At 37.1% G+C, this 13,167-nt stretch carries 13 protein-coding genes and 1 pseudogene; 1 reads left to right on the plus strand and 13 read right to left on the minus strand.

Annotated features, from left to right (window positions below; translation table 11 throughout):
* The 8 genes and pseudogenes from O9307_RS13240 to O9307_RS13275 form a co-directional block, all read right to left on the minus strand.
* Positions 1–89: pseudogene (locus O9307_RS13240) on the minus strand (IS1595 family transposase); the annotation flags it as partial.
* 131 nt (positions 90–220) lie between these two features.
* Entirely contained in the window at positions 221–1,273 is a 1,053-nt protein-coding gene (locus tag O9307_RS13245; protein ID WP_298300119.1) for an NAD(P)/FAD-dependent oxidoreductase, read from the minus strand.
* Between the two features lie 176 nt (positions 1,274–1,449).
* Complete coding sequence (locus O9307_RS13250) at positions 1,450–2,031, minus strand: bifunctional precorrin-2 dehydrogenase/sirohydrochlorin ferrochelatase (protein WP_298300121.1); 582 nt, start codon at positions 2,029–2,031, stop codon at positions 1,450–1,452.
* 50 nt (positions 2,032–2,081) lie between these two features.
* The gene (gene cobA / locus O9307_RS13255) at positions 2,082–2,909 is read right to left on the minus strand and encodes a uroporphyrinogen-III C-methyltransferase (RefSeq protein ID WP_298300123.1); all 828 of its coding nucleotides are present in this window, start codon (positions 2,907–2,909) and stop codon (positions 2,082–2,084) included.
* A gap of 11 nt (positions 2,910–2,920) precedes the next feature.
* Positions 2,921–5,011 carry a HEPN domain-containing protein gene (locus tag O9307_RS13260; RefSeq protein WP_298300124.1) on the minus strand — a complete coding sequence of 697 codons (2,091 nt, stop codon included), beginning with the start codon at positions 5,009–5,011 and terminating at the stop codon, positions 2,921–2,923.
* Positions 5,012–5,107: 96 nt separating this feature from the next.
* Positions 5,108–6,352 (minus strand): GTP-binding protein, encoded by a 1,245-nt coding sequence (locus O9307_RS13265; RefSeq protein WP_298300126.1) that lies wholly within the window; start codon positions 6,350–6,352, stop codon positions 5,108–5,110.
* An 89-nt stretch (positions 6,353–6,441) separates the two neighbouring features.
* A complete protein-coding gene (cysD, locus tag O9307_RS13270; protein ID WP_298300128.1) occupies positions 6,442–7,341 on the minus strand; it encodes a sulfate adenylyltransferase subunit CysD in 900 nt (299 codons plus the stop codon).
* A 58-nt stretch (positions 7,342–7,399) separates the two neighbouring features.
* A complete protein-coding gene (locus O9307_RS13275) occupies positions 7,400–8,137 on the minus strand; it encodes a phosphoadenylyl-sulfate reductase (protein ID WP_298300130.1) in 738 nt (245 codons plus the stop codon).
* Between the two features lie 313 nt (positions 8,138–8,450).
* Here O9307_RS13275 and O9307_RS13280 point away from each other — a divergent pair, with 313 nt between their 5' ends.
* Positions 8,451–9,233: a sulfite exporter TauE/SafE family protein gene (locus tag O9307_RS13280; RefSeq protein WP_298300132.1), complete on the plus strand. Its 783-nt coding sequence runs from the start codon at positions 8,451–8,453 to the stop codon at positions 9,231–9,233.
* A 55-nt stretch (positions 9,234–9,288) separates the two neighbouring features.
* Here the strand turns inward: O9307_RS13280 and O9307_RS13285 are convergent, their stop codons facing one another.
* From O9307_RS13285 to O9307_RS13305, 5 genes are all read right to left on the minus strand, one after another.
* A complete protein-coding gene (locus O9307_RS13285) occupies positions 9,289–9,699 on the minus strand; it encodes an Rrf2 family transcriptional regulator (protein WP_064715587.1) in 411 nt (136 codons plus the stop codon).
* 130 nt (positions 9,700–9,829) lie between these two features.
* The gene (locus O9307_RS13290; protein ID WP_298300137.1) at positions 9,830–10,348 is read right to left on the minus strand and encodes an alpha/beta hydrolase; all 519 of its coding nucleotides are present in this window, start codon (positions 10,346–10,348) and stop codon (positions 9,830–9,832) included.
* 322 nt (positions 10,349–10,670) lie between these two features.
* On the minus strand, positions 10,671–11,270 hold the full coding sequence (locus tag O9307_RS13295) for a Uma2 family endonuclease (protein ID WP_298300139.1): 600 nt from the start codon (positions 11,268–11,270) through the stop codon (positions 10,671–10,673).
* Positions 11,271–11,385: 115 nt separating this feature from the next.
* Positions 11,386–12,561 carry an aminotransferase class I/II-fold pyridoxal phosphate-dependent enzyme gene (locus O9307_RS13300; RefSeq protein ID WP_298300141.1) on the minus strand — a complete coding sequence of 392 codons (1,176 nt, stop codon included), beginning with the start codon at positions 12,559–12,561 and terminating at the stop codon, positions 11,386–11,388.
* Positions 12,562–12,673: 112 nt separating this feature from the next.
* Positions 12,674–13,135, minus strand: coding sequence for an OsmC family protein (locus O9307_RS13305; RefSeq protein ID WP_298300143.1), 462 nt, complete (start codon positions 13,133–13,135; stop codon positions 12,674–12,676).
* Between the last annotated feature and the right edge of the window lie 32 nt (positions 13,136–13,167).

Below are 13,167 nucleotides of genomic sequence, written 5' to 3' on the forward strand. Positions count from 1 at the left end.
TTTATTGAAGCCAAATATTCCAAACAGTCTAAGTCTGTTTTGAATGTGTCAAAAAAATCAATAATACTTTCTCCTTTGAATGATTCCATAACCTTTTTTGTTTTCCGAAATATAAGAAAATATCTTTACAGCTCTATAAATGTTTAAGGTTGTTGCCATACTGACTCAAACTTTTTTTAAACTTTTAAACCATTTAAACCTTTAAACGGAAAAAACGAAACTATACAATAGCTTTCACTACTGCTTTTGGCGCTTCTTTACGAGTACCGTCGAATCCGTCTACACCTGAAACGGTGGTGTATTTCATCACATATTTTTTACCTGGATTGATAATTTGGTAAGCCGCTTGACACATTAACGTGGCTTCGTGGAATCCGCAAAGAATCAATTTTAATTTTCCTGGATAAGTATTTACGTCTCCAATGGCGAAAATCCCAGGAATATTGGTTTGATAATCTAAAGCATTGTTTACTTTGATAGCGTTTTTTTCGATTTCTAATCCCCAATCGGCAATAGGACCTAATTTTGGCGTAAGACCAAAAAGTGGAATGAAATAGTCGCACTCTATTTTTCGGTGCGCACCTTCAATATCTACATCTACTGATTCTAATCGTTCTGCACCGTTCAATCCTACTACTTCACCTGGTGTAATCATTTTGATTTTACCTTCGTTTTTCAGTTCTTGTACTTTTTCTACAGAATCTAATGCGCCGCGGAATTCGTTACGACGGTGAATCAAAGTTACCTCCGACGCTACATTCGACAAGAAAATACTCCAGTCTAAAGCAGAATCTCCACCACCAGCAATCACCACTCTCTTATCACGGAATTTTTCTGGATTTTTGATAAAGTATTTGATTCCTTTGTCTTCGTAAAACTCGATGTCTTCAATTAAAGGTTTTCTTGGTTCAAAACTTCCTAAGCCTCCTGCAATAGCAACAACTGGAGCGTGGAATTTTTTACCTTTATTAGAGGTTACAATAAAGCTACCATCTTCTTGTTTTTCGATGGTTTCTGCACGTTCTCCAAGGGTAAATCCAGGCTCGAATTGCTTGATTTGTTCCATTAAATTATCCACCAAATCTCCAGCTAATACTTCTGGAAATCCTGGAATATCATAAATAGGTTTCTTAGGATACAATTCTGATAATTGTCCGCCTGGCTGTGGCAAGGCATCCAAAATATGACATTTTAATTTTAATAATCCTGCTTCGAAAACGGCGAAAAGCCCTGTTGGTCCTGCTCCTATTATTAATATATCTGTTTTAACCATTTTTTTTTATTTATACTTATTACTTCTTTTTTTCATTTTGTTCGGACAGGTTGGACCTGTCCCTACGGTGTTCAAATAAACGATTAATTCATTTGAGGATTCGTGATAAATATCACTTGGGTATTTTTTTTATTGTAATGAAGGACAGGTCGCGACCTGTCCGTACGCGATGCGTATTATTTATTATTTTTTAATGCCTCGGTAATTTCGTTCATTCGCTGCACCTTTTCTTCAAAATTACCTTTCAACGTTTTGCGATATTCATTCAGGTTTTCGACCATTTTATTTACATCTTCTGGAATAACCTCTTCAAAAAATTCACGCAATCGCTTGGCGGTTGTTGGTGATTTCCCGTTCGTTGAAATGGCGATTTTCACATTGCCTTTGGTCACAATTCCGCCCAAATAATAATCGCATAAATCGGGCGTATCGGCAATATTACAAATCAGATAACGCTTTCTGGATAAATCATAAATGCGTTTGTTCACATTCAAATCATCCGTGCAAGCTATTACTAAATTACGCTTGCGAAGCATCCAACGATTGAATTTTTTTGGTGTCAATTTTACTGAAGGATGTTTTTCAGCCAAAGCTTCCAACTCGGGAAGAAATCGCGGCGCCACCACTTCGACATTCGCATTTGGACTTGATTTCAACATAAAAGATAACTTTTCTAAACCCACATTTCCGCCACCAACAATCAATACATTTAATTGATGTAGTTTTAAAAATACGGGATATAATTCGTTTCTTTCCATTGTTTATTTTGTTGGGTCAGGTCACGACCTGACCTTACATTTTTTGTTTTTTAGGTCAGGTCACGACCTGACGCTACGATAAATTCTTCGTAAAATCCTTTTATTTTATTGCTTTCTTTTACCACTTCGCCAATTACAATGATGGCTGGATTACTCAAATTATGCGTTGCTACAACAGCTTCTATCGTATCAATAGTTCCTACTCCAATTCTTTCTTCTGGCGTCGTTCCGTTTTGAATGATGGCAATCGGCGTTTCACCTTTGCTTTCCTCTTGAAACAGGGCAACAATTTGCGCCAATTTACTCATTCCCATTAAAATCACCACTGTTGCCGTTGATTTGGCTGCTAGCTGAACATCATTTGATAATTTTCTTGCCGATGTTGTACCAGTAATTACCCAAAAGCTCTCTGAAACACCACGTTTTGTCAACGAAATCCCTTGATAAGCAGGAACTGCAATTGACGATGAAATACCTGGAACGACAAAGGTAGGAATTCCAAAGCTTTCAGCGTGCTCAATTTCTTCACTTCCACGTCCAAAAATAAAAGGGTCACCTCCTTTTAATCGAACAACGTGACCGTAAGTCAAGGCATTATCAACAATTAACTGATTGATTTGCTCCTGTGAATAGGCGTGACTTCCTTTGCGTTTGCCTACAAATATTTTTATGGAAGATTTTGGAGCAAACTCCATTAACTCTTCGTTAGCCAAAGCATCATACAAAACGACATCGGCTTCAGCCAAAGCTTTTACCCCTTTTATAGTCAAAAGGTCTGGGTCACCTGGGCCTGCACCTACTAAAGTAACTTTAGGACCACTCCTACTCAATCCGATAGAACGAAAGGAGGAACTATTTCCTGTTATTTTATAGCTCATCTGATTCTTTTTTAATTTTTAGACAAATCCTCAGCTCTGTATGTTTCAATCGTTTCAAAAAACGCAGTTGCTGTCGCAATGTATTCTTTGGCAAAAGTTTCAGATGGTTCGTTTTCTCTTATTTTATATACCAATTCTTTAAAAGAAGTGGCTAATTGTATTTTATTCGTCTCCACAAAAACGGCATCAAATAAATCGATGATTCCTGCGTGATGATTTGTTTTTTGGTTTTCGGCTAATAACAAAGCTTTGGCTCCATTTACAAATCCAGCGTAGGCCAAGTAAATCGCATCCGACCATTTTTTATCCTCGAAAGCTTCTTGTGCAAACGTCAATTTATCTTTGGCTTCATATAATAAAGTCGCAACTAAATCAATTACCACACCAGCACATTCGCCCACTCCAACTGCTTTCACATAATTATCGGCGTTACCCCAATCTACAAAATCAGCTTCGGTTAAATTGGTCACATCGGCTAAGGGTTTCAAAAATTCGTAGAAATATTTCTCTCCTTTAGCATCGTAATAGTTTAAAAATGACTGTCCGTTGGCATTGGCTTCAAAATCATTCAAAATCAATCGTAAGGCTTCTGGACCACGACGACTCGGGATTTTGATTACTTTATCAGAAAAACGTCCTTGTCCGTTTCCTAAATTTCCTCCACCCAACAATACTTGTAACGCCGGTGCAACCAATTTACCTGCATTGATAGACATTCCTTGAAAACCAATTTCGGCCATATTGTGTTGGCCACAAGCGTTCATACAACCACTAATCTTAATCGTGATTTCGTTTGAATTGGCGTAATGAGGATATTCTGTCGCTAAAACTCTTTCTAATTCTACTGCAATTCCAGTACTGCTCGCAATTCCTAAATTACAAGTATCTGTTCCAGGACAAGCGGTAATATCTGCGGTACTATTGTAGCCTAAGGCAACAAAATCCAATTTGGCTAATTCTTGATAGAAGAAAGGCAGCGCTTCTTCTTTTATATGACGAATTAAAATATCTTGACGCAACGTAAAACGCAATTCGTTGGTTGCATAATTTTTGATTAAATCAGCCAATTGTCGGGCTTTATCAATATAAAAATCGCCAAGCGCTACTTTGATTCCGATAGCTACATATCCCGCTTGTTTCTGCGAAATAACATTGGCTTTTTTCCAAGCTTCGAAGGCAGCAACATCATCAATCACTACTTGTGGAGCATCCAATATTGGCGTTGGAATGGCTTTTTCAAAAGGAGTTGTATCAATTTCAACTACTTGATGTGAAAGGGCTTTTTTCTCTTCTTCGACCAAACGCAAAAATTCCTCTTTTCCGATTTCTTTAACCAAAAACTTCATTCTCGCTTTCAATCGTTTGGCTCTTTCGCCGTGTCGGTCAAAAATTCTCAATATTCCTTCTGTGGTTGGAATGATTTGATTGGCAGGGATGAATTCTGACAATAATTCGGCGTGACTAGGTTGTGACCCTAAACCACCTCCAAACAATACTTTAAATCCTTTTTGACCATCGACAATCTTTGGAATAAATCCTAAATCGTGCAAATAGCTCAAAGCGGTATCTTTATCAGAAGAAGAAAAAGACATTTTGAATTTACGTCCCATTTCTTGACACACTGGATTTCTCAAGAAAAATTCGAATAGTGCGTGTGCATATGGAGACACATCGAAAGGTTCGTCTGGGTCGATACCCGCAGTTTCGCTTGCCGTAATATTTCTAACAGTATTCCCGCAAGCTTCTCTTAAGGTAACATCATCTTTCTCTAGCTCAGCCCAAAGTTGTGGCGTTCTGTCTAAACTCACATAGTGAATTTGAATATCCTGACGCGTAGTAATGTGCAAACGTCCCGTAGAATATTCTTCAGAAACTTTACAAATACGATGCAATTGTTCGCTTGTCACTTTACCAAAAGGCAATTTGATACGAATCATTTGCACGCCTTCTTGACGTTGCCCATATACACCTCTTGCTAAACGAAGAGAACGAAAACGTTCGTCATCGATTTTTCCATCGCGGAATAAAGCAATTTTTCTTTCTAAATCGATTATATCCTTTTGGACAATCGGATTCTCTATTTCTGTTCTAAAACTTTCCATTTTTATTTTGGCTGTTAGCTATTGGCTTTTAGCTTTTAGCTGATTTGTATATCTGTTTCTATTCTTTGCCAAAGGCTATAAGCCAATAGCTAACAACTATTTTATAAACCCAACGCCTGCTGTTGTGTTGGTTGCTGCATCAATTAAAATGAAAGCTCCATTTGATTTGTTATCTGTATAAGCATCAAAATAAATGGCTTTGCTCAATTTGATGGTTACTTCTCCAATTTCGTTTATAGCCAATTGAGTTGCTGGTGTTACTCCAGAATAATCGGTTGCGATTACGTTTTTCACACTGTCAATTTTTGCCAAGACTCTATTGGTATTGTGTTGTACAAAATACTTTGCTCCTGCCACTAATTTTTTGCTATCCATCCAACAAACGGTTGTTGTGATTTCTTTTTCTATTTTTGGCAACTCGCTTGATTTTACAATCATATCACCACGAGTCACATTGATGTCATTTTCCAATTCGATAGTGATGGAGGAACCAGCAATAGCTTCATCGTATTGCTTATCGAAAAAGTGAATGTTGGTTACTTTAGATTCTGTTAAAGAAGGTAGAACAGTTACTGCATCGCCCACTTTAATTGAATTTCCATATAATTTTCCTGCATATCCTCTAAAGTCGTGGTACTCTTCCGTTTTTGGACGAATAACCGTTTGTACTGGAAATCGAGTAATACCATTTTCATAAATATCATTCGGTTCCAAAGACTCCAAATGTTCCAAAACGGTTTGCCCAGAATACCAAGGCATATTTTCTGATTTTTGAGCCACATTCCCGCCATTGATGGCACTTAGCGGAATATAACTTACGTTTTGTTCTTTGAAAGCGCTTTTAGCATTTAAGGCTTGAAAATCGGCTTTGATTTTATTGAAAACTTCTTCGGAATACTCCACCAAATCCATTTTGTTGATGGCCACAATTACGTCTTTTACACGCAATAAATTATTGATGAAAAAGTGACGGTAGGTTTGCTCAATTACTCCTTTTCGAGCATCAATCAAAATAATAGATACTTGAGAAGTAGAAGCACCAGTTACCATATTACGAGTATATTCTACGTGACCTGGCGTATCGGCAATGATGTAACTTTTTTTCGCAGTTGAAAAATAAATATGTGCTACATCTATTGTAATTCCTTGCTCTCTCTCAGCCACCAAACCATCAGTCGCCAAAGAAAAATCTAGGTAATCGTATCCTTTTTGCTTGCTGCTTTTCTCTATTGCTTCAATTTTATCGGTAGTCAAGGATTGCGTATCGTATAATAATCTTCCGATTAACGTACTTTTTCCGTCATCTACACTTCCTGCTGTTGCTATTTTTAAAACTTCCATTCTTGTTTTGTTTATTGTTTGTTGTTTATTGTTTGTTGTTTAGAGTAAAAGGACATTTCCATAAACTATAAACGAAAAACTATAAACTCTTAAAAGTACCCTTGTTGTTTTCTCTTTTCCATAGCGGCTTCGGAACGTTTGTCATCGATTCTGGCGCCTCTTTCAGAAATGGTGGATGAACGAATCTCACCTACTACTTCTTGAATAGTCGCTGCATACGATTCAACAGCGGCAGTACAACTCATATCACCAACAGTTCTAAAGCGAACAATTCGTTCTTCGATTTGTTCGTCTTCTTCTTGGTACACATAAGGAGAATGCGACCAAATCAAACCGTCTCTCAAAAAAACTTTTCTTTTATGTGAAAAATAAATGGACGGAATCTCGATTTGTTCTTGTTCGATATAACTCCAAACATCCAATTCAGTCCAGTTTGAAATTGGAAAAACACGTACGTTTTGACCATTTTCGATTTTCCCGTTTAACACATCAAACAATTCAGGACGTTGGTTTTTTTCATCCCACTGCCCGAAATCATCACGTACTGAGAAAATACGTTCTTTGGCTCTTGCTTTTTCCTCATCGCGTCGCGCTCCACCAATACAAGCATCAAATTTAAATTCCTCGATAGCATCCAAAAGTGTAGTCGTTTGCAGTGTATTTCTACTAGAATACTTTCCTGTTTCTTCTACTACTTTACCTTCATCAATGGCATCCTGAACATTACGAACGATTAATTCTAGTCCTAATTCTGCCACCAATTTATCTCTAAACTCAATGGTTTCTGGGAAATTATGTCCCGTATCTACGTGCAACAACGGAAAAGGAATTTTGGCAGGAAAAAAGGCTTTTTGTGCCAGACGCACTAGTGTAATCGAATCTTTTCCTCCTGAAAAAAGCAAAACAGGTCGGTCAAATTGAGAAATCACTTCTCTGAATATGTAAATAGCTTCGCTTTCTAAAGCATTTGTTTTTAATTGTGTACTCATATCTATCAGCCCCCTAACCCCCGAAGGGGGAACTATTGGGGTATTTATTTTGTTACTATTAATTTTTTACTTCGTTAATTCCCCCTTTGGGGGCTAGGGGGCTATGCAACCCACATTCTTTGTGACTGGATTCCCAAGACCATCTTCCAGCTCTAATGTCTTCTCCTTCGACTATGGCTCGTGTACAAGGCGCACAACCTATGCTTATAAACCCTTTCTTGTGCAAGCTGTTTTGTGGCACATTATTGTCATCAATATATTTTTGCACCTCAGCCAAAGTCCATTTGAGTAGAGGATTGAATTTGATGATATCAAAATTAGCATCGTATTCGAAAAGAGCTAAGTCATTTCTATTTTCAGATTGCTCCGCTCTCAACCCTGTAATCCAAACTTTATTATCTGCTAATCCTTTTTTCAACGGCACTACTTTTCGAATGAAGCAGCACTCTTTTCTGTTTTCTACCGATTCGTAAAAGCTATTGGGTCCTTTTGTATTTAACAATTGCTCTACTTGACTCGTTTCTGGATATAAAGTCTGAATATTCACTTTGTATTTCTTTAGCGTCTTATGAAAAACATCATAAGTTTCTTGAAACAACCTTCCTGTATCGAGGGTAAATATTTTTATCGGCAATTCATTGGTTGCAATTAAAGCCGTGATTACTTGGTCTTCTTGTCCGAAAGAAGTCGAAAAAACTACTTTTTCTGGAAATTCATTCCCCAAAAAAGCCAAGGTTTCCTCGATGGAAAGGCTTTCGGTTTTTTGTATTAATTCTTGCGTTATTTCAATGCTCATAGTCATTCTATTTTAAAATCTATTACCCTATCGGTTTTGTAGATTACTTGGCAAAAGTAATATATTTTTTTAAATGTCAAAATTTTATTTAAAGTAAAATTTCATTGGATATAGAATAAATAAAAAACTCCTTGGATGTTTCTTTCAAATCAATACAAATAATTGATTTTTCGTTACTTTTTAAGCCAAAAAAAATACAGAACATGTAAACGAAAATCAAAATCTACATATCAAACAAAAAAATTATTTTTAATTCGACTTAGTCGATAGGATTATTATGTATTTTTTTTACATTTGCCAAAAATTAGTTGTAATGGATTTTAATATTGGATTTATAGTTGCAGGTTTAGTAGTAGGTTTTGTGGTCGGAATGACCGGTGTTGGCGGTGGGTCTTTAATGACTCCCATTTTGTTATGGTTTGGTATCCCTCCCACTACAGCGGTTGGTACCGATTTACTTTATGCTGCTTTTACCAAAATGGGTGGGATTTTCGTCCATAACAAAAAGCAAAATATCAATTGGACCATTGTGGGTTGGCTTTCGCTAGGAAGTGTTCCTGCCGCTGCTGTAACGCTGTGGATTTTGGAAAGCTTTAAGGCTGATATTACGGGATTGAATACTATAATTAAATACAGTTTAGGCTGGGCTTTGTTGTTTACTTCAATTGCTATTGTTTTCAAACAAAAATTATTAGTGTTTTCACAAAAACACGCGGGAGATAAATTTCACAGCGAAAGCAAAACCCAGAATTTACTTACCGTTGCTATTGGCGTATTATTAGGAGCAACGGTTACACTTACTTCTATTGGAGCTGGAGCTTTAGGTACTGTAACTTTGTTTTTCTTGTACCCTCTTTTACCTACACCAAAATTGGTAGGTACCGAAATTGCGCATGCTGTACCATTGACTCTCGTAGCTGGACTGGGTCACGCATCAATGGGAAATTTAGACCTTGGTTTACTGGGACAATTATTAATGGGTTCACTACCTGGGATTTACATAGGAAGCATGCTTAGTGGTAAAGTTCCTGATTTGTTACTAAGAAATTCAATTGCAGTAATGTTGTTTTTTGTGGGATATAAATTGATTTTCTAGCCCCCAAGCCCCAAAGGGTGAGTTTGCAAGACTTGACAGAATTAAAATTCCTTTTTTAAAAAGCGATGTCTGCCAAGGTGTTATTCTCCAGAATCATTAAGGTATTATCACGCACTTCCATCATCAACTTACGAACGGCGCAAGTAGCTTCGTCGTTGCAGTCGTCGCAGGGTTCATAAAAATTATGACTAGCACAAGGCAACAACGCAATTGGTCCTTCTAGAACACGATAGACTTTGGCCATATTGATGTCTTTGGGTTCTTTGATTAAATAGTATCCGCCACCTTTTCCTTTTTTGGCACCCAAAAAACCAGAATGACGCAAAAGCAATAAAATACTTTCCAAAAACTTCAAAGAAATATGCTCTGCTTTAGCAATTTCGGCAATTTGCACAGGCGTATTGTCTTTTTGACGTGCCAAAAAAGTTAGAGCTTTAATTCCGTATTTCGTTTTTTTGGAGAGCATAATGATTTTGAGTTAATCCCGATAGGAATTGGGACTGATTTTTATTATTTATAGGAAGCGAAGCAAATCGCGTTTACATTAGGTTAACGAAACTACAAACTTTATCCTTTTGTTTCCAAATTGAATGCAGCTAATTTAAAATTTCGTTGCAAATGGAAATAGCAAATGCTTTTTGAGTATAAAAATTGTGCCCCTTATTTTTTATGATTTCAAAATTTATCGAATGCTTTTCAAACCAATTGCTGCTAGGTGTATTGCTGTCATTTTCGCCATAATAGAGTTTTATTACTCCACTAGGAATGTCTTCCTCATAGCGTAATCTTGTTGATGAAACAGCCACTAAATTTCGAACATCTAATCCCTTCAAAGCGGCTTTCCAAGCAATTGTTCCACCAATACTAAAGGCTAAAACATCAATTTGCTTTTTTTCTGCTTCCAAAAGATTTTCAATAGCCGTTTCGATTCCGCCATTTACAAATTGGATATGGAGGTTTTCTTCGGTATAAATGGTTCTGTCGATTACTCCCAACTCGCAACAATCGTAAAATTGAATTTCGAATTTATCTTTTAATTGTTCAACATAATAGTAAACCCAATCTGATTTTCGTTTTCCCCACAAATCCGATAAAATGATTAGTCTTGGTTTCATTTACTTTTACTGTTAAGACCAAATTCACACTTTTCATAAATCAAAAGGCAATAATACTATCGTCTGAATTCGATTATTACTGTTGCTACCATTTTGGATGATAACAAAAATGCAAAATCTTTCCTTTTAGCCCCGATGGAAGGGAAAATCCTTTTTTGAGTCGATCTTTTTTCGACTCAAAAAAGATTGGAATGACAGCGGGACTTTCCTTCCAAAAAAAGCCAAAACTTTCTGCTCCAAATTAATTGTGTTACTATAATGTCCTAATTATCAAAACAAAATCCATAGTTGAAACCGTGGGTATAAAGTTTATATAAAACAATTAAAGATCAAAAACGACTTTTGCCTTAAATTTTAGATTGGGAAAAACGGCACTTTGAAGGAGGCTTTTTTCTGTAATCGGTTTTAATCCTACGAACCTTTCGTTTTCTAGAACGTAGATCAAAATCATTTTTTCCATAGGATTAACTATCCAATATTCTTTAACTTTATTTTCTTGGTAGAGATCAAATTTCAAATCCATTTCTTTGGTGGAATTTCCTGGAGAAAGAATTTCGATGATCAAATCGGGAGCGCCAATACATCCTTTTTCATCTAACTTATTATGATCACAAATAACACATAAATCAGGTTGAACCACAGAAACTATTTGACTATCATCACTACTATTTTTAAAATCAACCAATCGAACATCAAATGGTGCTGTATACATTTTACAGGATGTTTTGCGGAAAATTTTATCTAACTGTCTGGCAATTATCCAAGAAATTTCTTGATGTTTCCTGCTAGGAGCTGGGCTCATTTTTAATACTTTACCCTTAATCAACTCAACTCTTTCCGAAAATTGCCATAGCAAATAATCGGCATAAGTATAGCTCCCTTTAGGGTCTAATTGATTGATGTTTGTAATAATAGCACTCATTTTAACAGCTTTGGAATACAAATTTAATTAAAAAATCTATCACAAAAACATAACCCACAGCTGAAACCGTGGGCTATTGCTATAATTCAAAAGCTTTGAATTCCCCCTTCGGAGACTAGAGTGCCAACGCCTGATCCAAATCGGCAATCACATCTTCTACGGTTTCTAATCCTACGGAAACACGCACCAACCCATCGGTGATGCTAACCGCCAAACGCTCTTCTATAGATAATTTACTATGCGTGGTTGAGGCGGGATGCGTTACAATTGTTCTAGTGTCTCCCAGATTAGGCGATAACGAACATAATTTTATTTTATCCAAAAAGGCTCTTCCTGCTTCTAGTCCACCTTTGATTTCGAAGGCTACGATATTGCCTCCTAATTTCATTTGCTTTTTGGCAATTTCGTATTGCGGATGCGATTTCAAGAAAGGATATTTCACTTTATTGACTTGCGGATGATTTTCTAAAAAATCGGCTACTTTCAAAGCGTTTTCGCAATGTCTATCGACACGAACCGCCAAAGTTTCTAAACTTTTAGACAATACCCAAGCGTTAAATGGCGACAAAGAAGGGCCTGTCAAACGAGAAAAAAGATAGATATCTTTGATCAAATCCGATCTTCCAACGGTAATCCCTCCTAACACTCTTCCTTGTCCATCGATTAATTTGGTTGCTGAATGGATCACCAAATCCGCACCCCATTTGATAGGTTGCTGAATGTAAGGCGTAGCAAAACAGTTATCGATAATCAAAATCAAATTGTGCTTTTTGGCAATTGTCCCCAATACTTCCAAATCAATGATATCGATGGCTGGATTCGTTGGAGATTCCGCATAAAGAATCTTAGTGTTGGGCTGAATACAACTCTCGATAGTTTCCGGTTGATTAATATCAAAATAAGTGGTTTCGATATTCCACTTTGGAAAATAATTCATAAACAAAGAATGCGATGCTCCAAAAACACTGTTCGCTGAAACAATATGATCGCCCGACTTCAATAAAGCTGCAAAGGTAGAATAGATGGCCGCCATTCCTGATGCAAAAGCAAATCCAGCCTCAGCGCCTTCCATTTTGCATATTTTATCAATAAACTCAATGGTGTTGGGGTTGCTATAGCGGCTGTACACATTGCGCTCTTTTTCTTCTGCAAATGAAGCTCTCATATCTTCGGCATCCTCAAACACAAAACTTGAGGTTAAGTATAAAGGCACCGAATGCTCTAAATAGTGTGATCGTTCTATCTGACCACGAATGGCTTGGGTTTCAAAACCAAAATTATTTTCTTCCATAATTATCCCCCTAACCCAAGCCCCCCAACCCCCAAAGGGGGGAGTAAGCTACTCAGGAATTGAAATGGGGTTGTTTTTTTATTAGTTATTACTATTTTAAAAGTATTTTCTACTAGTCCTTAGTTCCCCCTTCGGGGGTTAGGGGGCTGTCTAGCGGGCTTCCGTTCAAAACCACTTTGTAATGAATGGTTGCGGTTGGCTCCAATGTTTTGGAAACAGAACAATATTTCTCAAAAGAAAGTTGTGCTGCACGAGCTGCTTTTTCGGGGATAATTTCACCTTCTAAATAAAACACTACGTGAATGTCTTTGAAGGGTTTGGCTTCGCCCACTTGTACGCGTTCTCCTTCTACCTCAGCTTTAAAAGAGGTGATGTCCTGACGTTGTTTTTTCAAAATCGAAATCATATCGATTCCGCTACATCCTGCTACACCCATCAACACCAATTCCATTGGACTTGGCCCCATATCATTGCCTCCAAATTCTGGACGCGCATCTACATTTACTAGATGTCCTCTGTCATTTTTTAACTCGAAATGGAAATTTTCGTTTACTCTGTTTAATGTTATTTTCATAATAAGCCCCTCCTCAACCCTCTCCAAAAGGG

The sequence above is a fragment of the Flavobacterium sp. genome (assembly GCF_027531905.1).
In the GTDB taxonomy this organism is placed as follows: Bacteria; Bacteroidota; Bacteroidia; order Flavobacteriales; family Flavobacteriaceae; genus Flavobacterium.

What these genes read in the sequence shown, in the direction of transcription:
- O9307_RS13245 (WP_298300119.1), bottom strand. Translation starts at nt 1,273, where the DNA reads ATGGTTAAAACAGATATATTAATAATAGGAGCAGGACCAACAGGGCTT.
- O9307_RS13250 (WP_298300121.1), bottom strand. Translation starts at nt 2,031, where the DNA reads ATGGAAAGAAACGAATTATATCCCGTATTTTTAAAACTACATCAATTA.
- cobA (WP_298300123.1), bottom strand. Translation starts at nt 2,909, where the DNA reads ATGAGCTATAAAATAACAGGAAATAGTTCCTCCTTTCGTTCTATCGGA.
- O9307_RS13260 (WP_298300124.1), bottom strand. Translation starts at nt 5,011, where the DNA reads ATGGAAAGTTTTAGAACAGAAATAGAGAATCCGATTGTCCAAAAGGAT.
- O9307_RS13265 (WP_298300126.1), bottom strand. Translation starts at nt 6,352, where the DNA reads ATGGAAGTTTTAAAAATAGCAACAGCAGGAAGTGTAGATGACGGAAAA.
- cysD (WP_298300128.1), bottom strand. Translation starts at nt 7,341, where the DNA reads ATGAGTACACAATTAAAAACAAATGCTTTAGAAAGCGAAGCTATTTAC.
- O9307_RS13275 (WP_298300130.1), bottom strand. Translation starts at nt 8,137, where the DNA reads ATGAGCATTGAAATAACGCAAGAATTAATACAAAAAACCGAAAGCCTT.
- O9307_RS13280 (WP_298300132.1), top strand. Translation starts at nt 8,451, where the DNA reads ATGGATTTTAATATTGGATTTATAGTTGCAGGTTTAGTAGTAGGTTTT.
- O9307_RS13285 (WP_064715587.1), bottom strand. Translation starts at nt 9,699, where the DNA reads ATGCTCTCCAAAAAAACGAAATACGGAATTAAAGCTCTAACTTTTTTG.
- O9307_RS13290 (WP_298300137.1), bottom strand. Translation starts at nt 10,348, where the DNA reads ATGAAACCAAGACTAATCATTTTATCGGATTTGTGGGGAAAACGAAAA.
- O9307_RS13295 (WP_298300139.1), bottom strand. Translation starts at nt 11,270, where the DNA reads ATGAGTGCTATTATTACAAACATCAATCAATTAGACCCTAAAGGGAGC.
- O9307_RS13300 (WP_298300141.1), bottom strand. Translation starts at nt 12,561, where the DNA reads ATGGAAGAAAATAATTTTGGTTTTGAAACCCAAGCCATTCGTGGTCAG.
- O9307_RS13305 (WP_298300143.1), bottom strand. Translation starts at nt 13,135, where the DNA reads ATGAAAATAACATTAAACAGAGTAAACGAAAATTTCCATTTCGAGTTA.